The organism is Neobacillus sp. WH10 (genome assembly GCF_030123405.1).
Taxonomy (GTDB): Bacteria; Bacillota; Bacilli; order Bacillales; family Cytobacillaceae; genus Neobacillus.
The window spans coordinates 3,594,047-3,615,566 of record NZ_CP126110.1; the positions used below are offsets into that span (position 1 = coordinate 3,594,047).

The 21,520-nt window shown below is 37.6% G+C and carries 25 protein-coding genes; 1 reads left to right on the plus strand and 24 read right to left on the minus strand.

Annotation, left to right across the window (positions count from 1 at the left end):
• Positions 1-7: 7 nt before the first annotated feature.
• From bshA to QNH20_RS17255, 5 genes are read right to left on the minus strand one after another with little or no spacing between them, the layout of a single operon-like run.
• A complete protein-coding gene (gene bshA, locus QNH20_RS17235; RefSeq protein WP_283919207.1) occupies positions 8-1,135 on the minus strand; it encodes an N-acetyl-alpha-D-glucosaminyl L-malate synthase BshA in 1,128 nt (375 codons plus the stop codon).
• Positions 1,136-1,137: 2 nt separating this feature from the next.
• Entirely contained in the window at positions 1,138-1,848 is a 711-nt protein-coding gene (gene bshB1 / locus QNH20_RS17240; RefSeq protein WP_283919208.1) for a bacillithiol biosynthesis deacetylase BshB1, read from the minus strand.
• A complete protein-coding gene (gene mgsA / locus QNH20_RS17245; protein WP_283919209.1) occupies positions 1,838-2,257 on the minus strand; it encodes a methylglyoxal synthase in 420 nt (139 codons plus the stop codon). Before mgsA ends, bshB1 begins: the two co-directional genes overlap by 11 nt.
• A 12-nt stretch (positions 2,258-2,269) precedes the next feature.
• Complete coding sequence (gene dapB, locus QNH20_RS17250; RefSeq protein ID WP_283919210.1) at positions 2,270-3,073, minus strand: 4-hydroxy-tetrahydrodipicolinate reductase; 804 nt, start codon at positions 3,071-3,073, stop codon at positions 2,270-2,272.
• Positions 3,074-3,078: 5 nt separating this feature from the next.
• On the minus strand, positions 3,079-3,405 hold the full coding sequence (locus QNH20_RS17255) for a nucleotide pyrophosphohydrolase (protein WP_283923439.1): 327 nt from the start codon (positions 3,403-3,405) through the stop codon (positions 3,079-3,081).
• 214 nt (positions 3,406-3,619) lie between these two features.
• On the opposite strand from QNH20_RS17255, the gene QNH20_RS17260 reads away from it, so the two are divergent.
• A complete protein-coding gene (locus QNH20_RS17260) occupies positions 3,620-4,489 on the plus strand; it encodes a YitT family protein (RefSeq protein ID WP_283919211.1) in 870 nt (289 codons plus the stop codon).
• A gap of 39 nt (positions 4,490-4,528) precedes the next feature.
• Here the strand turns inward: QNH20_RS17260 and QNH20_RS17265 are convergent, their stop codons facing one another.
• From QNH20_RS17265 to QNH20_RS17355, 19 genes are all read right to left on the minus strand, one after another.
• Entirely contained in the window at positions 4,529-5,209 is a 681-nt protein-coding gene (locus tag QNH20_RS17265) for a zinc metallopeptidase (protein ID WP_283919212.1), read from the minus strand.
• Between the two features lie 57 nt (positions 5,210-5,266).
• Positions 5,267-6,061 carry a sporulation protein YpjB gene (ypjB, locus tag QNH20_RS17270; RefSeq protein ID WP_283919213.1) on the minus strand — a complete coding sequence of 265 codons (795 nt, stop codon included), beginning with the start codon at positions 6,059-6,061 and terminating at the stop codon, positions 5,267-5,269.
• Between the two features lie 220 nt (positions 6,062-6,281).
• Positions 6,282-6,872, minus strand: a complete 591-nt coding sequence (gene lhaT, locus QNH20_RS17275; protein ID WP_283919214.1) for a lipoprotein heptaprenylglyceryl N-acetyltransferase LhaT — start codon at positions 6,870-6,872, stop codon at positions 6,282-6,284.
• A gap of 85 nt (positions 6,873-6,957) precedes the next feature.
• Positions 6,958-7,731 (minus strand): menaquinol-cytochrome c reductase cytochrome b/c subunit, encoded by a 774-nt coding sequence (locus QNH20_RS17280; protein WP_283919215.1) that lies wholly within the window; start codon positions 7,729-7,731, stop codon positions 6,958-6,960.
• Between the two features lie 58 nt (positions 7,732-7,789).
• Positions 7,790-8,464, minus strand: a complete 675-nt coding sequence (qcrB, locus tag QNH20_RS17285) for a menaquinol-cytochrome c reductase cytochrome b subunit (protein ID WP_283919216.1) — start codon at positions 8,462-8,464, stop codon at positions 7,790-7,792.
• Between the two features lie 3 nt (positions 8,465-8,467).
• Positions 8,468-8,977, minus strand: coding sequence for a QcrA and Rieske domain-containing protein (locus QNH20_RS17290; protein WP_283919217.1), 510 nt, complete (start codon positions 8,975-8,977; stop codon positions 8,468-8,470).
• Positions 8,978-9,122: 145 nt separating this feature from the next.
• Positions 9,123-9,575 carry a YpiF family protein gene (locus tag QNH20_RS17295; protein ID WP_283919218.1) on the minus strand — a complete coding sequence of 151 codons (453 nt, stop codon included), beginning with the start codon at positions 9,573-9,575 and terminating at the stop codon, positions 9,123-9,125.
• A 137-nt stretch (positions 9,576-9,712) separates the two neighbouring features.
• On the minus strand, positions 9,713-10,279 hold the full coding sequence (locus tag QNH20_RS17300; protein WP_283919219.1) for a ReoY family proteolytic degradation factor: 567 nt from the start codon (positions 10,277-10,279) through the stop codon (positions 9,713-9,715).
• A 42-nt stretch (positions 10,280-10,321) separates the two neighbouring features.
• Complete coding sequence (locus QNH20_RS17305) at positions 10,322-11,578, minus strand: tetratricopeptide repeat protein (protein WP_283919220.1); 1,257 nt, start codon at positions 11,576-11,578, stop codon at positions 10,322-10,324.
• Positions 11,579-11,605: 27 nt separating this feature from the next.
• The gene (locus tag QNH20_RS17310; RefSeq protein ID WP_283919221.1) at positions 11,606-12,502 is read right to left on the minus strand and encodes a hypothetical protein; all 897 of its coding nucleotides are present in this window, start codon (positions 12,500-12,502) and stop codon (positions 11,606-11,608) included.
• Between the two features lie 121 nt (positions 12,503-12,623).
• Entirely contained in the window at positions 12,624-13,913 is a 1,290-nt protein-coding gene (gene aroA, locus QNH20_RS17315; RefSeq protein ID WP_283919222.1) for a 3-phosphoshikimate 1-carboxyvinyltransferase, read from the minus strand.
• Between the two features lie 229 nt (positions 13,914-14,142).
• Complete coding sequence (locus QNH20_RS17320) at positions 14,143-15,249, minus strand: prephenate dehydrogenase (protein WP_283919223.1); 1,107 nt, start codon at positions 15,247-15,249, stop codon at positions 14,143-14,145.
• A 34-nt stretch (positions 15,250-15,283) separates the two neighbouring features.
• Positions 15,284-16,372, minus strand: a complete 1,089-nt coding sequence (gene hisC, locus QNH20_RS17325; protein ID WP_283919224.1) for a histidinol-phosphate transaminase — start codon at positions 16,370-16,372, stop codon at positions 15,284-15,286.
• Positions 16,373-16,428: 56 nt separating this feature from the next.
• Positions 16,429-16,800 carry a chorismate mutase gene (aroH, locus tag QNH20_RS17330; RefSeq protein WP_283919225.1) on the minus strand — a complete coding sequence of 124 codons (372 nt, stop codon included), beginning with the start codon at positions 16,798-16,800 and terminating at the stop codon, positions 16,429-16,431.
• Positions 16,801-16,816: 16 nt separating this feature from the next.
• Entirely contained in the window at positions 16,817-17,887 is a 1,071-nt protein-coding gene (gene aroB / locus QNH20_RS17335) for a 3-dehydroquinate synthase (protein WP_283919226.1), read from the minus strand.
• Positions 17,887-19,059: a chorismate synthase gene (gene aroC / locus QNH20_RS17340; protein ID WP_283923440.1), complete on the minus strand. Its 1,173-nt coding sequence runs from the start codon at positions 19,057-19,059 to the stop codon at positions 17,887-17,889. The genes aroB and aroC overlap by 1 nt, the downstream gene beginning before the upstream one ends.
• Before the next feature lie 168 nt (positions 19,060-19,227).
• Positions 19,228-19,674, minus strand: a complete 447-nt coding sequence (ndk, locus tag QNH20_RS17345; RefSeq protein ID WP_283919227.1) for a nucleoside-diphosphate kinase — start codon at positions 19,672-19,674, stop codon at positions 19,228-19,230.
• A 135-nt stretch (positions 19,675-19,809) separates the two neighbouring features.
• Entirely contained in the window at positions 19,810-20,772 is a 963-nt protein-coding gene (gene hepT, locus QNH20_RS17350) for a heptaprenyl diphosphate synthase component II (RefSeq protein WP_283919228.1), read from the minus strand.
• Between the two features lie 43 nt (positions 20,773-20,815).
• Complete coding sequence (locus QNH20_RS17355) at positions 20,816-21,520, minus strand: demethylmenaquinone methyltransferase (protein ID WP_283919229.1); 705 nt, start codon at positions 21,518-21,520, stop codon at positions 20,816-20,818.

A 21,520-nucleotide genomic window follows, 5' to 3' on the forward strand; every position in this document is an offset into this window, starting at 1 on the left:
TTTCACCTTAATTCAGCAGCCTAAAATAAAGCTGCTCATATTGTTCAACGATTTGTTCAGCCTTAAATTTTGTTCGAACAGTATTTATAGACTGACAAGAAAATTGTTGATGAAGCTTGCTATCCGTTAAGAGAGAAATGGCTTTTCTCGCAATATCCTCAATATCTGATACTTCACAAATATATCCAGTTTCACCATGTAGAATTACTTCTGGCATGCCGCCAACATTTGTCCCGATACAAGGTACACCACATGCCATTGCCTCTAACACAACGAGGCCAAAGCTTTCTTTTTCCGACAATAACAGCATTAGATCACTAATGGAATACAATTCTTCAAGATTTTCTTGTTTTCCAAGGAATATTACCTGATCTTCGATAGATAGCTGTCTAACCAGTTTACAAACTGTTGTTATTTCAGGTCCATCACCAACCAACAGTAATTTTGCAGGCATGATGGTAGAAATTTTCGCAAAGGTTTTCACTACATCTTGTACCCGCTTTACGGCACGAAAGTTTGAGACGTGGATAACAACTTTTTCTTCTTCCTTTATTTGCAGTTGGATTTTCAAAGAAACTGCATCGCTTTTATGATATATCCGTTCATCAATAAAATTATAGACTGTTTCAATATGTTGATCTGGATTAATAAGCTCAATTGTTTGATTAACCAGTGCATTTGAAACAGCTGTAACGGCATCTGACTTTTCAATCCCGAATTTAATCGCATCTGTTAACGATGGGTCATAGCCTAATACCGTTATATCTGTACCATGTAAGGTCGTGACTATTTTAAAATCATGGCTTGCCATTTGCTTTGCTAAAATGGCACAAACGGCATGAGGAATCGCATAATGGACATGAAGAATATCTAATTTTTCCCGATTCGCTACCTCTGCGATTTTACTTGCTAAGGCAATGTCGTAAGGAGGGTATTGAAAAACGGAATATTGATTGACTTCGACCTGATGGTAATAAATATTATGATACATTTTATTTAACCGAAAAGGGAGGCTCGATGAGATGAAGTGAATTTCATGCCCCTTTTCAGCGAGCATTTTTCCCAATTCCGTGGCTACTACACCAGAACCGCCAACAGTTGGATAGCAGGTAATCCCAATTTTCAGTTTCTTCATCTTCATTCTCCTATCAAATCATGCCTTAAAAGAAGTGGAACCTTCGTTTTGAAGCCCTCAGCATAGGTTACTCCGACCATTTTCCCAAACATTCTTTCCCTTGCCTCCACTGTTTCAATATATCCATTCACAAGCGGTGTATTATAGCTTTGCTCTGAATATTCAAATTGGCTTTTGTAAGCACGTAAGGCAGCAAGCTTTTTATTAATAAATGTTGAAATATCAATGGTAAAATCAGGATTATGAAATCCATTAATCATATAATAATACATTTTTTCAACTCGATGTGGATCGTTACATTTGTCTGTTTTATACTTTTTTATTCCCGCAGAAAAAACCGCTTCCTCTACAAGCCGCGCACAATTACCGTGATCGGGATGACGATCTTCGAAATAAGGAGCAAACACAACTTGAGGCTTGTACGTTCTAATGACGTCAGCAATTTTTCTTATGTACTCTTGGTTTAGTAATAACCCTCTATCCGGAAATCCCATTGTTGTCCGAACTGATACTTCTAAAATTTCAGCAGCACGAGCTGCTTCTTCTTTTCTTAATATGACATTTCCATTTGAGGAAAGATCAGCATCCGTTAAATCACAAATGCCAATTCTCTTTCCTTCTGAAACCAATTTCGCAATGGTTCCGGCCATGCCGATTTCTACGTCATCAGCATGAGCACCAAATGCAAGAATATTTAACTGCTTATTTTCCATTTAATTCACCATTCTCATGGACGATATTTCTCCATTCCAATAATCCCATCTCAAGACCTCTAATTAGTAATTCAGCTGTACCCATATTTGTAGCTAACGGAATTGAATAGACATCACAAAGTCTTACTAGGGCCGTAACATCTGGTTCATGTGGCTGCGCAGTTAATGGGTCGCGAAAAAAGAATATCGCATCCATCTGATTTTTGGCGATCATTGCACCTATTTCCTGATCCCCGCCAAGCGGACCTGATTTAAAACGCGTCAAATTTAAACCAGTTGCTTCAAATATTCTTAAACCAGTTGTCCCCGTTGCGTATAATGTATGTTTTGCGAAAATGGCTTGGTAGGCTGTTACAAATTGGACTAAGTCGTTTTTCTTTTGATCATGTGCGATTAATGCAATATTCATAAAAACTTGCCCCTAACTTAAAATATTTTCAAGTCCGTAAACAAAAATAGGTTGCTTCATGACTGTTTCGACAGCAACTTTTACACCTGACATAAAGGAGCCGCGATGATAGGAATCATGTCGAATCGTTAATGACTGACCATCAGCACCAAATAAAACCTGTTGATGGGCAACAAGTCCAGGCAAGCGTACAGAATGAATATGCATTCCATTGTAGTCCGCTCCCCTAGCCCCTTTTATTGTTTCCTTTTCATTTGGGTGCCCCTGCTTTTTAGCTTCTCTAACTTCTGAAATCATTTCTGCTGTTTTTACCGCTGTCCCAGAGGGAGCATCAAGCTTTTGATCATGATGCATTTCAATAATTTCAACATCATGAAAGTATTTTGCAGCCATTTGCGAAAATTTCATCATCAAAACTGCACCAATAGCAAAATTTGGTGCAATTATACATCCTAATTCTTTTTCATTACAAATTTGTTGTAACTCTTCTAAATCTTCCTGCGAAAAACCGGTGGTTCCTACAACCGGACGAACATTATATGCGAGTGCTGTTTTGGCATGATACATACCCACTTCCGGTGTTGTAAGGTCAATTAATACATCTGCTTCAACATTTTGCAAACACTTTTCTATGTCTGTATAAATTGGCACATTAGATATGGAATGAAAGCCATCTACATCACTTAGCATCATTCCATCATATTTATGATCAATGGCAGCAACTAGATTAAAGTGTTCTGTGTTTGTAACTAATTTCACCGCTTCACTGCCCATACGTCCACGGGGGCCGGCAATAATAATATTAATGGTTTCCATACTCCTCACTCCATTTTATCAGTTTCAATTCTTGTCCAACGATTTTTATCCCTTGTATTAAATTTTGCCATGACATAATCATGTGCTTCTTCCAAATCTATGTTTAAGGCATTGGCAAAACAAATAAGCACAAAAAGAACATCACCTAGTTCTTCTTCAATTGCCTTTTCCGTTTCACTAGATTTTTTTGGTTTTTCGCCATAATAATGGTTTACCTCTCTTGCTAACTCTCCAAGCTCCTCTGTTAGTCTTGCAAGCATAGCAAGGGGACTAAAATAACCTTCCTTAAACTGACTTATGTATGTATCAACTTCTTCCTGAAGATCCTTCATCGATTTCCTATTATTCAATTTATTTTCCACCTCATTTTCTATATCGGCCAAATTTGATTATCTCTATTCCTTTTTTATGTTAGCTAAATAATGGCTGATTTACAAATGTTTTCGTTTGATAAGGCTCTATTCCACTTCTCGTTGCTCTATTACTATTAATTCGTTATAATAAAAACCGCCATATAGAGAAAAATATGGTGGAGGAGGAAGGCTCATGCTATTTGGACTAAAATTTAAAAATATCTTGTTTATCCTTTTAGGCACAGCAATTTTTTCATTCGGCCTTGTCAATTTTAATATGCAAAATAAACTCGCTGAAGGTGGATTTACTGGAATTACACTGCTTTTATATGGATTGTTCAAATGGGATCCATCCTATACAAACTTAGTCCTAAATATTCCGGTATTTTTTATCGGATGGAAGTTGTTAGGAAGAAATACATTTTTATATACCATTATCGGTACAGTCGGTGTTTCCATCTTTCTTTGGATTTTTCAACGATATTCAATAAATATGCCACTTGAGCATGATTTAACTTTAGCTGCATTGTTTGCTGGTATATTCACCGGGATCGGGTTAGGTATTATTTTCCGTTTTGGGGGTACAACAGGGGGAGTCGACATTATTGCAAGACTTGTTCAAAAATATGCAGGTTGGAATATTGGGAAAACAATGTTCTTATTTGATGCATGTGTTATTTTACTCTCACTCACATACATATCTTATAAACAAGCCATGTATACACTAGTAGCTGTTTTTGTCGGCGCAAGAGTGATTGATTTCATGCAGGAAGGTGCATACACTGCACGGGGTGCAATGATTATTTCTGAAAATAATGAACAAATTGCAGAAAAAATTATGATGGAAATGGAACGTGGTGTAACCGCCCTTCGGGGATTTGGTTCCTATACAAAAAATGAACGTGATGTTTTATATTGTGTAGTTGCCAAAAACGAATTAATCCGCCTAAAAAACTTAATCACATCTATTGACCCGCATGCATTTATTTCCATTACTGTTGTCCATGATGTACACGGGGAAGGGTTTACGCTAGATGAAAATAAAATGCCGATTACAGATTAAAAAAGCAATGTCCCGCTTAGGTGAGGACATTGCTTTTTTTTAGTCATCATTTCTATTCATACCTGTAAAGATTAGTACGAGTCTTAATAATTCAAGAACGGCTACTGCTGCTGCAGCTACATACGTAAGGGCAGCTGCGTTTAATACCTTCCTCGCTTCTCTTTCTTCGCGATTACCTATTAGTCCGAGCGATACAACTTGATTCATTGCACGGTTTGAAGCGTTAAATTCAACAGGTAATGTGATAATTTGAAAGAGGACGGCTGCTGCCATAAAAATGATTCCAAGTAATAGCATTCCACTCATATGAGCAAAAATACCAATCATAATCAGAATCCACGAAGCATTTGATCCGAAATTAGCAACAGGAACTAACATATGACGGAACCTTAGGAAAGCATATCCTTCCCCGTCCTGGATGGCATGTCCACATTCATGGGCAGCAACAGCAGCAGATGCGATTGAGTGTCCATGATAATTTTCCGGTGACAAGCGGACTGTTTTGGTTCTTGGATCATAGTGATCGCTTAAGAAACCGCGTCCTTCTTCAATCCCTACATTAAATAAGCCATTCGCATTTAAGATTTCCCTAGCAACCTCCGCCCCACTACGATAGCTTGATGTGGGAACACGAGAATATCTAGCGAAAGTATTTTTTACTTTCATTTGTGCCCATATAGGAATAAATACGATAATTGCAAAATAGATAAGGTAATACATATTGACCTCCAAATCAGCTCGTGGTGTTATTGATATTAAGTACGCCGATTAGACGCATCAATCCTTTAAGTCTCTTGACCGATTTTTTTTCAGAGCTTTATCACCCTGGTACTTTCTCCAGCCTACATAAGATAATGTCATGATAATAATACTTCCTGTAGAAATGATGACCCACCATAGTGAAGGGTCTGCATCATCCTCTTCCATATTAGCAAACAGGTTTTTTAAATCTGTGTCAAGTGCATCAAGCTCCTGCTGACTTTTTGAATTATTGACAATTTGAGAACGAAATTCATTAATAAAATCAATCCGTGTATCTAATCTTTGAATATTTTCTACAGGTACATCTATTTTCATACTAGGATAAATGACATTATATAATGATAAAAAGGTGTTAAAGTTTGTATGAAAATGAGCCGTATCACCATTGAGGGCTGCTTCTTTTGCTTGGTGAAAGGCGGTCATTATTTGTTCTTCCATTTCTGTCCATAAAGGTTGATGGCTTGTTGCTAATGCATCAATAACAAGACGAAATTTTGTTAGTTTATTAATTCTTTCCTCATATTCCATGTTGGCACTTACGGCAGCTTCCATCGCTTCATCATGAGAGGTATTAACAATTCTAACCTCATCCATTGATAAGGGCTTCGTTGTCCCGTTTATGCTAGTAAATTGGTCAGAAAAATAATCCAGCAATTTTTTTGCATCTTCATATCTTTGAAACTTCACCATTTGGAGAGCTTCATCGGAGATATCATCCAGCTTCTCCATTGGCGATTGCTGTTCAGCATAAACAGTTATGGGAGTTAGCATAATGATAATTGCTAAAAAAAATAACCATCTGATTTTCAATCCTTGTCCCCCCTTTCATTACTAATAAAATGTATGTAGGGTTGGACAAGGTTAGACCATTTTAAAACTATTTTATTTTAAATAAAACCCGCCTAATGGCGAGCAACCAGGACAGAAGAAAGCGGCGAATTTCGTAGCAAAGCAAATCTTTTCAACTGCGATTCATAAACTCCGAAGCATTCCTTCGTGCACTTATGCCTTATAGGAAAGTTATTATTTCCTATAAGCCTAGTTTAAACCTTCCAGGACGAATAGTAAAATAAAATGCAATTCCTAATGAAAGAATAGAAAGCCAGAACGTAAAATAGCCAATTTGTGGTATATAACGATCAAGCATATGATAGCTAGGTAACATAAAAAAGACGTAATCAATGACATCATTATGGAGTGTCCATATGGCAGTTATAATTAAATGCCTCCATTTAAACCGGTAAAATGGTGCATACAAAATCCCTTGGACGGCCATTGCAAAATGAGAAAAAATTAACATATATCCTATCAAGTCAAGTTCTCCCTTGACAAAATAAACCAAAATATTCATGACCACGGCCCATATCCCATATTTAAAAAGAGTTACAATAGCTAAAGCTTCCATTAATGGCCAGTTTTTCCGAAATAAAAATGCAATGAGGACAAAAACAAAAAATAAACTGGCTGTCGGGCTGTCTGGAACAAATGGAAGAAAAATAGCCGGTGTCTCTTTAAGCTGCCACCCATACCAATAATACCCATAAATAGTTCCTGCAATATTAACAAGAAGTAAAAGTTTAAGAACCGATCGATTTGCTAGTAGAGGATAAATCCAACCCACAAACACACCTCATTTCATCCTTTATAAGGAAATTAGTATGAATAAAAAAGCTGACGATTCTTTCGTCAGCTTTTCTGCTATTTTATTATTTACCAAGGCCTGAGATAAATTCAGCCATCTTCTTAAGCTGTTCGTCATCACCTTTAAAGATTCCTGGTGGCATTTTGCCGCCCTTACCTTCTTTAGCAATCTTCGCCACTTCATCAGCCGATAAGCCTGTTCCAATCAATGTTGGAGCACCAGCACCACCTTGAAGACTATCACCATGGCAGGTTAGACATGTATTTTCACTAGCAATCTTATATCCATCACTAGTCTTATCAATATCGACCTTTGCAACAATTTTACCTTGGCGCTCCGCAGCTGCCCAGTCATGTGTTGCAACTGATTGCCAGGTTAAAAATACGATAGAAGCCAATGCTAAAAGCATGAATGCAGTAGCAAGCGGACGCTTCCTAGGACGACGTTCTGGTCCACGATCAAGGAACGGTGCTAATAATAAGCCTCCAAACGCTAAACCTGGTATAATCATTGCTCCGACTACTGTATATGGACCAGACGCATATGTGTATTTCAGCAATTGATACAAGAACAAGAAATACCAGTCTGGTAATGGAATATAGCCAGTATCAGTCGGATCCGCTATCCTTTCTAGCGGAGCCGGATGTGCTACAGTTAAACATAAAAAGCCGACAAGAAATACGGCACCTATCATCCATTCTTTCAATAGGAAGTTAGGCCAGAATGCCTCTGTCTTACCAGGATATTCTGAGTAATCCTTTGGAAGCTTCGGTGTGCGTGATTCAAGTGCTGGAACACGTGAGTCACCAACGAACTTCATACCTTTACCGCGATGCATTGAGCAATCCCCCTCCTTTTTCCGTAGAGATTTGAAAAAACTATTTCAATTCCGATATTTATAGCGGTCCAGAAATACCTTGTTTACGAATCATCATGAAATGCGCAGCCATTAACCCAAATAATACTGCCGGTAAGAAGAATACGTGAATGGCAAAGAAACGGGTTAATGTTTGAGCACCAACAATATGTTCATGACCTGCAAGCAGTACCTTAATGTAGCTGCCAATTAATGGCGTGGCCTCAGCTATTTGTAGACCAACTTTTGTTGCAAACAGCGCTTTCATATCCCAAGGTAACAAATAACCTGTAAAACCTAATCCCAACATGACGAAGAAAATAAGTACTCCGACAATCCAGTTCAATTCACGAGGCTTTTTATAAGCACCTTGGAAAAAGACGCGTAATGTATGTAAGAACATCATTACAAGTACTAAACTTGCACCCCAGTGATGCATACCACGTACAATTTGTCCAAATGCAACTTCATTTTGAAGATAATAAACAGATTCCCATGCGTTTTTAATATCTGGTACATAATACATCGTTAAAAACATACCGGAAAGAATTTGAATGACTGTTACGAAGAATGTTAGACCGCCAAAGCAGTATACAAACGCCGAAAAATGATGCGCTGGGTTTACATGCTCTGGTACTTCATGATCTGCGATATCGCGCCACAAAGGCGTAATATCTAAACGTTCATCTACCCAATCGTAAATTTTGTTTAACAATGATTACGCCTCCTTTCGTGGTTTCGCTTTTCCTAAATAAAGATAACCGTCTTTTTCCTTGTATGGATATACATCAAGCGGTGCCAGTGGTGGTGTACCCTTTACATTTGTTCCATCTTTCGTATAACGGCCATAATGGCATGGACAGAAGAATTGTCCCGGGTGTTCTTTGTCAGAATTCCAGTTAACTGTACATCCTAAATGTTTACAAACAGGCGATAAAGCTACAATATTATCTGACCCCTTTTCCCGATAAACCCAGGCAGATTCTGTTACATCCGACTCATACCACGCATCTTTTTGCTTATAGGTAAAGTCAACACGAACCGGTTTCTCTGTTAATTCAGAAACCTTTTGCTTTGTAGCAATAAAATCCCCGCCAGCTTCTGCTTTTAATACAGGATCCACAGCGAAACGTACCATTGGCATTAACATACCTGCAGCCATAAAGCCGCCTACTCCAGTTAATGTGTAGCTTAAAAATTGACGTCTTGAAACGCGTTCTTTACTCATGTTTATCCCCCCCTCTTTTCATGAAGTTAAGTCCAGCGGACAATTATTAAACACATATAAAACTAGGACATAACAATGATATATCAATCTGCAAGTAAGGTCAATATCATACTATTTTAAAAACATATAATCTGGAGATTTTTACTTATTTTTCATGCCATTTTTGGATAAAGAGAGTTAACAGCTGTTTTACTTGATTATCAATAATTTCTATTTTTTGAGAATCATTTATATTCTCAAGCGGAAGGGATGGAAGCCATATTAACGACCCGCTAAGCTTGTCTTCATGTATACGCCAATCAAGCTCAGATGTGATGTAAAATATGTGCTTTAATTCACTCTTCGCAATATTTTCCTCCCATTTCAACAAATCGCTTAATACTATTTCATTTTTTAGATATGTAAACGGAGGAAATAATATTATTCTTCCTGTAAACTGCCTTTCTAAATGTCCTGTTAAAAGTGTGATAAATTCAGCCGTTGCAGCTGATTGTTTCATCTCACCCCCGAATGATACCGAATATAAAGGTACAACAGCTGTATCCACATACTCCTTTGCATTCATGTATGTCTCTATATCTTGAGGAATCCATTTCATTTTATACACCAATCCTTTTAATTTCACTATTTCAATAATATCATTATCTCCTAAAATAATAAAAGATAAAGTCGAATATTTAGAAAAATTCCCAGTGGGTCGTTAATACCTGCTGAATATTGCAAAAGGAAGCCTGCTTATCGCAAACTTCCCTTTTGTTCAGTCACTGTTAGTTTATTTAATTGTTTAGTTAACATCTGAAACGCTTCTTGATTATGTTGATCAAGAGCTTCATCGATTAATTGCAGTAATTTTTCACGTTGAAAACGTTCAATACTATTTTGTAACAATTGCTCTGCAATGATTCCATCCTTTTCATTGACTTGTAAATGTTTCGGAACGAATGGATTTTCTTCGAGAACAGCCGCATACTGGTGTGCCTGATTGGAAGCATGAAAATTTAATTGAATAAAAATTTCCTCGTCTCGATTTAGCCGAATATCATGAAAGGATTTTTCGGCATCTGTTGTCATAACATTTTCTTTATAAAAACGAAATGGTACTTTATCCACACAATGTGTTGACATAATCAAACCGCGCGGACAATACTGCGCTTGCTCAACAAAATGAACTTTTTCCATCAGTTGATCGTGGCTCATTAAATAGTTGAGAATCCAAACACATTCTCTTCTTTTTAATTGATAATGATTTAAAAACCAGCGAATAAAGTCCTTTTTCTCGTTGACAGAAACAGGGGTTGCCATGATAATTTCCCTCCTCTGCATAATCAGCTTTTTTTATTCTTGTTAATCAGTTATACGTTCAAGTAAATCTAAATACTCGACGTTTGTTGGATCTTTAATTAACAGCTGTTTAAAAATTTCGGCGGCTCGGTCGTTTTTTCCTTCTTCTATTAGAAAATATCCGTAATCCTGCAAAAAGGATTCGTTATTCTTAAAAAAAGTATATGCACTTTCATATTTGTCTAATGCGTAAGAAAATTCTTCAAGTTTATCGTACGCTAAGGCTGAATCCCATAGCATCTGCGGCTCTTCATCTTCTGTAAAATCAAGCTGGGAAATTAATTCAATAACATCCTCATATCGTTCTTGCTGAAAAAAGAGCTTATTTAATGTAAGAGCAGCATCTATATAGCCCGGATCTAAGGCAAGCGCCTCACGGAAAAACTGTTCTGCTTCGTCCACTTTTCCGAGCTTTAAAGCCATTTTCCCGCCATAGAAAAATAATTCTTTATTAAATTCATCCTGTTTAATGCCCTCTTTAATAGAGTGTAAACTATTATCAAGCTCTTCTTCCCGTTCATATGCTTTTGCAAGATGTAAATAAAGTGAATGATACTCCGGGTCAAGCCCTTTTAATTCATTGAACTTTTCAATTGCTGTCCGATTATATCCTGCCTGAAGTGCTGTAAAAGCATAGCCGAATAGAGTGTTAATCTCTAATTTTTCATCAAGTGCCCTATCATAATAAGTAAGAGCCTCTTCAAAAGCTCCGGAGGCACTTAAAAGATCTGCGATCCTCCCATGTATATTGACACCAGCAATTTCGTTTTCTTCTTTTACAACTATTTCATAAGCATTCAGTGCCATTATTATTTCGCCTTGTTCACTGTAAAGTTCGCCCAAAGCAAAATCAATAATAACCTCATCCGGCAATAATTCTTTTGCTTTCAAAAGTTTTCTTTCACAAACTTCATAAAGACCTTGAACTTGATAAAGGTCTGCTAACAACAGTAATGACTGTCCGAAATGAACATCCTGTTCCGAAATCTTTTCTAAGACAAGGATGGCTTCCTCTTCTTCTCCTGCTTCCACTAAAATTTCACCAAGTAAAACAAGAAGTTCTCCCTCTTCGGGATAAATTTCTAAAAGCTTTTCGACTAGAGCCTTTGCTTCCTCTAAAAATCCATATTGGTACATTTCTTCTCCAAGGAGAAATATTTCATCGTGGCTGCCGTTTTTTAATACAATATTATATTCATTCAAGGCCTCTTTATGTTGGCCATTTTCTAACATATTGATAATATTATTTACTCGATCCATTGATTATTACCTCTCGTTCCCCTTAATTTACAAAGAAAAATAAGATGGGGTCCTCACCTTAACATGTTCTCCATTTCCAGGTTTAAATAAAACTTTTTTCCCTGAGAGGACAACCTTTCCTTTGTGAACTGTAACTACTAGTCTATCACTATGATAATGAAATAAACTTGCTTCATCAAGATTCTTGATTTCTCTTCCCTTTAGATATAAATTATAACTTAATTCAGTACCGTTCATTAGGCTGCCTTTTTGCGGGTATAAACCGATTTTGTTTAATACTGGAATAGGCAATGGTTTGTTTTCTTCAACTTCCTCGTATAATGCCGGGATTTTTTCTCTTAGCATGATATCCTTCCATTTCGACATAAGGGCCTTCGCTTCCTTCTTTTGTGAAGAAGAAATTAATGGAATTAAAGGACTGTTAAATGGAAACATAGCTTCCCTTATCCATCCCCAAGGAATTTTCTCTAATTCCTCTAGATCCTGAAGCTCAATAAAAATGGCCGGAATTTTTAGCTTTTTACAACTTCTGATAAAGGAAATTGTTATTAAACATACAGGGATTTTAACTCCGATAATATAGTCAATCGGGCTGCTTATTAATACAGTTTTCATTGCTTTTATTTTTTCTGCTAGTTCCTTTTCGTATGTAATATCAGCATATGTAAACAATGTCGTACATCCTTTTAACAAAAAATGTTCAATTATACAGGTTTTTAAATCTTGAAATGAACCTTGATGTGGAATTTTAGAACTGAAAAGGACATAAGAAGGGGTCATAATATACGGCTCAGCGTTCATTTTTATTAATTGATAACGCTTGAACCCTGTTTGAATAGCAGTAATTCGATCATCATTAATTAATAACGAACTTGTATAAAGGTCTTTGTCTTTAAGAATATTGGCATTTTCAATGATATACATTGTCCCACCCACCCATTTCCTTTCTTTAAGACAAGCTATGCGAACAATCCGAAAACTATGACATTCAAACAACTTCTAGATATTTTTTACAATAGAAAAAGCTGCCATAACATGCAGCTTTTTAGTGGATTAGGCTATTTAAATGGGCAAAGAAATTCGGATATGAAACCGATATGGCTTCGGATTGCTCAAGCTCTACATTATTTATACATAAAAGGGCAGCAATCGAGAGCATCATGCCAATTCGATGATCTCCATGACTAGAAACCCTTCCGCCGTTTAGATTAGATTTTCCGTAGATGATCATTCCATCGTTGGTTGCTTCAATCGAAGCTCCTAATTTTCTCAATTCATAAACAACGGTATCTATACGATTGGTTTCCTTAACCTTTAATTCTTCAGCATCTTTAATCACTGTTATTCCCTCTGCCTGTGTTGCCAAAAGGGCAATAATCGGAATTTCATCAATTAGTTTTGGGATTATATCCCCTTCAACAACAGTACCTTTTAGATTAGATGTCTTGATGATGAGATCGCCAGTCGGCTCAAACGAGTTGTCATCCTTTTGAACAATCTCTAAGTCTGCCCCCATCTTCTTCATTACCTCGATGATTCCCGTTCTAGTTGGATTTAGACCAACATTTTTTAAAACAATTTCACTTCTTGGAATCACGGCCCCTGCAACAAGGAAAAAGGCCGCAGACGATATATCTCCAGGGACATGAATTGTCGAAGCTGTCAGTTTTTGCCCTCCTTTTACAGTTATCACCTTATTATTTTTGGTAATTTCACCGCCAAATTGTTGAATCATTCTTTCCGTATGATCACGGGTTTCAGCAGGCTCGATAATGGTACTTTCTCCTGCTGCCTGCAGACCAGCTAAAATTAATGCTGACTTTACCTGTGCACTAGCTACTGGAAGCTCGTAATGGAAAGGATTTAACTGACCTCCACGGATTGAAATAGGAGTGAAGGCTCCGTTTTTTCGGCCATCAAGCCAAGCACCCATTCTTGTTAAAGGACCAGTTACCCTTGTCATTGGCCTTTTTCCGATAGACTCATCACCCACTAGAGTGGAGAAAAATGGTCTTCCTGCCAATATCCCCATTAATAAACGAATTGTTGTCCCGGAATTGCCAACATCTAGCACTCCATCAGGTTCAGTTAATCCCTCAAAACCATTTCCTATTATACGAAGCTGGTTGTCAGATTCCTCGATGGTTACCCCAAGCTTTCGAAAGCACGAAATTGTACTTAAACAATCATCTCCAGGCAAAAAATTGGTAACCTTTGTTTCCCCATAAGCGATAGATCCAAACATGACGGATCTGTGGGAGATGGATTTATCTCCCGGGATTGTTACCTCACCAAATAAACAATTAATGTTAGTTTTAAGTTTTAATGTCGCCATCAAAAATCACCTTTTTAATAATATCAGTATATCTCATTGAACTTCTTGAAATATCCAGGTCCATAAGAATAAGCTTTGGAGGCGATACCCAAAAAAAGGAAAAGGGTAAGCTTTTTGAAAAGCTCCCAACGGCTAATCTGATTTACTCTTCTCTCTATGATAAGTCATAATCAAATCACTGTCGCTCCCAATCGAATCGTTTTGTTTCGATCCATTTACTCCCGCTTATCTATGAACCTATTGATGTGGCATAGCTGGAATAATTGCCAATACATTGTTCTGCCTTTTGCCGATCCTCTTCTGTTTGAAAGCTAATGACTAAAACACCATTTATGTCTTCACGTGTTTCAAGGATGCGAATATTTGTGATGCTGATTTTTTCCTTCGCTAAATAACCGGTTATTTCTGAAATCACACCAGGGTAATCGGGCACATCGACATACAAATCATAAAATGCTGGTATTGCGCCTTTTTCTTTTTGTGGCAACCCATCGCGAAACTGCTTAGCCTGTTTAAAATAATTGAAAATTGCAGCGCTATTTTCCTTTTCCAGTAGAGATTTAACCCCATTCATTTCATCAAGCCACTGATTAAGCAGTTTAATTAATATTTCACGGTTGTGCAGCAAAATATCCTTCCACATTGCTGGGCTGCTCGAGGCTATACGTGTGATATCCCTAAATCCGCCTGCAGCGAGACGGGGGATGAGACCTTCTGCCTCTGCTAATTTTTCAGTTTGCCTGACAATCGATGCGGCAATAATATGTGGAAAATGACTGACTATCCCTGTAAGATAGTCATGATTTCCAGGTGTGACGGTTAGAAATTTGGCATTTGTTCCGATTAACCATTCTTTCAATGTTTCAAGTTTTATATCTTCTATATGTTCTTCTGGCGTTAACAGATAAAAGGCATTTTCAAATAAAATTTCTTTTGCAGCCGTAACACCGCTTTTATGTGAACCAGCCATTGGATGGCCACCGATAAAGGTAATACCTTTCTGCTTTAAGCTAGTGGCACTTTCAACTATTCTGCCTTTTGTACTGCCTGTATCTGTTACGATTACCTCTGGATTAAGCGGAAGTTCAGATAACAAATGGATAATTTCCTTCGTTTCGTTTACAGGTGCTGCAATAATGATTAATTCAGCATCAATGGCACCATCACAAATATTTTCCGCTATATCATCAATGACTCCGAGCATTTTTGCAAGTCTTGCCTGTTCGTTATTTATATCATATCCTACAATCACTGCTTCATTATGTTCCTTCTTGATACATAATGCTAAGGAACCACCAATTAATCCTAAGCCAATAACAAAAACCCGGCCTTTCAATTTAAATCCCCCTAGTTAGAGAGAACTTCTCTCCTCAGTCCGCTTCTAAATATTCGCTCAATGCCTTAAGGACACCTTCATTTTGTTCAGAAGAGCCCACCGTAATTCTAACCGCCGTAGGGAAACCAAGAGGTTTTCCAGAGCGTACGATATATCCTCGCGTTTGTAAATATTGAAAAAGCTCATCCCCATCAACTTTAAAATCAATTAAAATAAAATTAGTCTGGGTAGAGTAAAATTCAAGATGATGCTTCTCGCAGAATTTATAAAACTGTGCCAGACCCTGTCTATTTTTTCCTTTGCAAACTTCGACAAATTCCTGATCCTTGATCGCTTCACACGCTGCTAATTGACCTAAAGTATTCACATTAAATGGTTCCCTTACAGGTTCAAGTGCTTTGATGATGGCACGATTCGCCACCCCATACCCAACCCGTAGTGCAGCAAGTCCATATATTTTAGAAAAAGTTCTAAGCACAATTAGGTTTTCATACTTACGTGTTAAACTGATTGCATTATAGTAATCTTCCGCGACTACATATTCATAATACGCTTCATCAAGCACTACGAGGATATGTGATGGCACCTTTTCTAAAAATGGAATTAATTTATTTTTTGGAATATATGTACCCGTAGGATTATTAGGACTACAGAGCCAAATGATGTTCGTCGTCTCGTCAATTGCCTCAAGCATGGCATCTAAATTATGGTCTCCGTTGACAATAGGGATCTCCTTAATAATTGCCCCTTCAATCATTGCATTGTGCTTATATTGAGAAAAGGTTGGTGTTGCCATAATGGTACTGGCCATTGGGTGCAGTAGCGCCCTTGAAATAATTTGAATTAAGTTATCTGAGCCATTCCCTAATATTAATTCATCCTCATCAACCTGTAAAAACGCTGAAAGTGTCTCTCTTAAATGAGTAGCGTAACCATCAGGATAAAGTGCCAAACTTGTTTGATATGATTGAAGGGCTGAAAGTGCTTTTTCTGAGCATCCAAAAGGATTTTCATTAGATGCAAGCTTAACAATACGATCCAATTTAAATTGTTTTTTGACTGCCTCAATTGATTTTCCTGGTTTATAGGGTGTCAGTGTATATAACTGCTCTTTCCATCTCATTTTCCCCACTCCATTCGTTCTGATTGTCATACTTTTTTTAGCATAAGATATTTTTATTATACCAAATTACTGCCAAGGTCTGGTCTTAATACCTTTGCTTCCTTTAAATATACATGAACAATCTTATCCTGCGCTATGTCTGTATCCACATGCATCATAATTCTAATGCACATTTTCAAAGCATTCGGAACAGGTATTTCTCGCATACACATGACAGGTACATATGTCCATTCAGCAAATTTCCGCAACGCCTTTGCCGGAAATGCAGCATTAATATCTTCGGTGGTTGAAATTAATACGGAGGCGACGGAATCTGGTTGAATATGATTAACCTCAATTAGCTTAGCCAAAAGCTCCACTGTGGCAGAAACAATAGCTTCTTCAGTATTTTCGTTAACCGTCGTTGCTCCCCTCACCCCTCTGATCATGATAATCCCCCTTGTACTAAAAACTTTTAAGCTCTTTTAATAAAACTTCTTCAGATATTTCTTGAAGCCTTGGCTGTCCCACTTTATCTAGTAACACAAATCGAATAGACTCGCCAACCGATTTCTTATCCTGTTTCATTTTGAGAATCAGATTCTCAAAAGAAAGCTGTTCCGGTATGTTTGTTTTATATCCTAATGTCGTAACCCATTCGATAAATTCGGTTAAATGAAACGATAGCCCCAGAAGTACATTGCTTAATTTTAAAGCGAAAATCATCCCGATCATAACTGCTTCACCATGGGTGATATTTCCATACCCCATTTCTGATTCAATTGCATGTCCAAGCGTATGCCCAAAATTCAAATATGCACGTATTCCAGTTTCTCTTTCATCCTGTGAAACAAAATTATTTTTAATTCTTATACCTTTTACCAAAGAATCCGATAATTGCTCAAATGTTAAAGATTTCAAATCATCAACATTCGTTGTTAACCAATGATAAAAATTAGGATCTGCAATAAGTGCATGTTTAATTACCTCAGCAAACCCAGAACGAATTTCTTTAATTGGCAGTGTTTTTAACAGTTCTAGATCATAAAATACAGCTTCCGGTTGATAAAAAGCACCAATCATATTTTTTCCAAGCGGGTGGTTGATTGCAACTTTTCCGCCAACAGCACTATCATGAGCTAGGATGGTAGTGGGAACTTGAATAAAAGGGATCCCTCTCATATAGGAAGCAGCAACGAAACCCGACAAATCCCCAACCGCACCACCGCCAAAAGATATAATGACAGATTTCCGATCAAGATGATTCTCAAGTGCTGTTGATAGAGCCTCATAATAAATTTCAAAGGTTTTTGCCTTTTCACCGCTAGGTGCAGTAAAAATAACGGGATTCCACGGTTTTAGAACAAGCTGCAGCTTTTCGAGATGCAACTTACCAACGGTTTCATCAGTAATTATTAATATTCTTGTTAGATTTGTAAAATGATTGGTTAAAAAAGTACCAAGTTCTGTTCTTATCCCTTCACCAACAAAGACATGATACTTTTTCGACTCGGTTTGGATTTGTACGGTTTCCATTAAAACTCCCTCGCATATTCTCGCTGCCTATTTATTTCATCGGCAAATGTATTAAAACGGTCACTGTAAAATTGTTCAACAAGTGCGTTCGCAAGTTCCCAGGCAACTACATGCTCCGCAACAACTGCTGCAGCAGGTACTGCACAGCTGTCAGAACGTTCGACACTCGCAGAAAACGGCTCTTTCGTTTCGATATCAACACTCATTAATGGTTTATATAGTGTCGGGATTGGTTTCATTACGCCTCTGACCACAATTGGCATCCCCGTAGTCATTCCGCCTTCAAACCCTCCCAGCCGGTTTGTTTTACGGTAATACCCTCTCTCCTGGTCCCAGGCAATCTCATCATGTACTTCACTTCCGGGTTTCCTTGCTGCTTCAAATCCAATTCCGATTTCCACACCTTTAAAAGCGTTTATACTCATTATTGCTGCTGCTAATTTTCCATCTAATTTACGATCGTAATGAACATAGCTTCCCACTCCTGCCGGAATTCCTGTCGCAATAACCTCAACAACCCCGCCAATAGAGTCGCCATTTTTCTTTGCGTCATCAATAGCATTCATCATTTCCTGCTCAACATTTGAGTCTGCCACCCTTACGGGAGAATTTTCAGTCCGTTCCTTTATGGCCTCTACCGTTAGAAAAGGATCTACATTGGCTTTTATTCCGCCAATTTCTACTACATGTGAAACTAGCTCAATGCCAACAAGGGATAAAAGCTTCTTGGCAACAGCACCAGCTGCTACTCTAACGGTTGTCTCTCGTGCTGAAGAACGTTCTAGAACATTTCTCATATCCCGATGCCCATATTTAATAGCACCATTTAAATCGGCATGTCCTGGTCTTGCCCGTGTCACCTTACGTTTTATTTCATCCTCTTGTCCATCTTCTATTGCTTCTATACCCATGATAGTTGTCCAATGCTTCCAGTCATTGTTTTTCACTACTAGTGCAATTGGTGATCCTAATGTTTTTCCATGACGTACACCAGATACAATTTCTGCTGTATCTTTCTCAATTTGCATCCGTCTTCCACGTCCATAGCCCTTTTGACGTCTTGCCAACTCCTCATTTATATCCATAGCCTCAAGCGGCATTCCAGCTGGCAGACCTTCTATAATTGTTGTTAGCTGTGGCCCATGGGATTCACCAGCAGTTAAGTATCTCATTCCCATACTCTTTCCCCCTTCAACTCATTAAAGAATTATGTATCAATATATCATATCACGCTCAATAAACATAGTATAATAATTCAGAAAATAGAGGGAAAATTTTTGTATACGATTACAAAATAAGGCACTTGTATAGTTACATACAAGTGCCTTTTTAATGTCAAATTAATAAATCCATTCGTTAACTAATTTAGAATACTCAACTACTCCAGTATCTTTAAAAAACAAGCCGATTTCTCGCTCTGCGCTTGCTGGTGAATCAGAACCATGAATAACATTTTTACCAACGGTTAATCCAAAATCACCGCGAATCGTACCAGGAGCCGCATCCTTTGGATTAGTAGAGCCCATCATTTGCCTAGCCGTTGCGATGACATTTTCACCTTGCCAAACCATTGCGAAAACCGGGCCGGATGTAATGAAATCAACTAATTCACCAAAGAATGGTCGTTCCTTGTGCTCGCCATAATGTTCTTCAGCAAGTTCAGTTGGGATGCTCATTAATTTAGCTCCAACCAATTGGAAGCCCTTTCTTTCAAATCGTGCAACGATTTCTCCAATTAAATTACGCTGTACGCCGTCCGGCTTTACCATTAAAAAAGTTTTTTCCATGAATTCCACTCCTAAATGATTATGTATATTGATTGTTTCAAGAGAACAATCCATGGAAAATGTTATCACTTTTTTGAATATTTAGCAACATTGAAAAGCTTATTCTACCTTTTCTAAGTTTAAAAAATATGTAAGTTAGAATTTTCTTCTTCCAATATATTTTGCAATATCTCGAAGTGTTTTTTTGGCTTTATTTTCAGGTAATTCTTCTAATACAGCTAAAGCTTTATCTAAATAGAGATCACTCAGAGCAAATGACTTTTCAATTGCACCTGACTGTTTTATAAGGGAAATTATTTTTAAAATATCATCAGGAGCCATATTCTCATGAACCTTTTCAATTTCCCTTCGAATATCGTCATTTTCCATTGCAAAAAGGGCTGGAGCCGTAATATTACCTTGTAAAAGATCACTTCCTGCCGGCTTCCCTAATGCCTTCTCGGTAGAGGTGAAATCCAAAATATCATCGATAATTTGATAGGACATCCCCACGAAATACCCAAAACGGAAAAGTTTCTTATGGTAGGACTCTTCAACTCCTGCAGCAATTGCACCTAATTGGCAGCTGACAGCAATTAACAAGGCGGTCTTTCTCTTGATTCTACGAAGATAATCCCTGAGGTTTTGATTAAAACGGTATTTGTCTTTTATCTGCTGAATTTCCCCTACAGTCACTTCAACGATCGTATTTGCTAAAATTTTATGGGCAGCATGTTTTTCGATATTTGTCATTAATTCTAATGCGAGGGCAAAAACAAAGTCGCCTGTATACATCGCAATTTTATTATCCCATTTTGATTTAACTGTTGGCTGGCCTCTGCGAAGATCAGCATCATCAATTACATCATCATGGACAAGGGATGCCATATGAATAAGTTCAAGGGCAACAGCAACATTTTTCATCACATGTATATCATAATGACCAAATTTACCCGCAAGCAAAACAAAAACAGGACGAATTCTTTTTCCTCCGGCTTGTAATGTATGCATCGATGCTTGTTTCAAAAGAAGAGACTCAGTTTGAATTGTCTCTTCCAACTCTTTTTCGATTATGTTAATATCCGAATTCAAAAATGAATACATCATTTTTAATTTCATTTGTATTCACCCAGCTTTTCATCCTGTCTTCAATATCAATATATTAATTTTTTTTGCCAATATGAACAGCGGCCGCACCCCCGCTATACGATTTGAATTTCACTTCGTTGAAGCCCGCTTGTTCAAACATTTTGGCAAGCTCCCTCATTCCCGGAAAATCACGTGCTGATTCATGAAGCCAAGCATATTCTCTATAGCTCTTTGCTAACAATTTTCCAAACATCGGCATAATAAATCGGAAATAAAAATAATATAGCTGTTTATAGCCAATTAAAGTAGGCTGTGATGTCTCAAGACAGACAGCAATACCACCCGGCTTTACAACCCGATACATTTCTTTTAATACCTGTAAGTAATCAGGGACATTCCTTAATCCAAAGCCAATCGTAACATAATCAAAGCTATTATCAGGAAAGGGCAGTTCCATTGCGTTACCATGGATTAAATTAACCTGACGAAGCCCCAGGCCGTTAACCTTTTCAATTCCGACATTCAACATATTTTGGCTAAAATCTAACCCAGTCACTTCACCAGTCGGACCTACTGCTTCAGCTAAGGCAATTGTCCAATCAGCCGTTCCACAGCAAACATCGAGAGCTTTTGCACCATGCTGAACATTCATTCTTTTCATGGTGTCCTTCCGCCACTTGATGTGCTGCTGAAAACTAATAACTGAGTTCATTTTATCATAGTTATCAGATATCTTTTCAAACACATTGTGAACGCGCTGTTCTTTCGATTGCTGCAT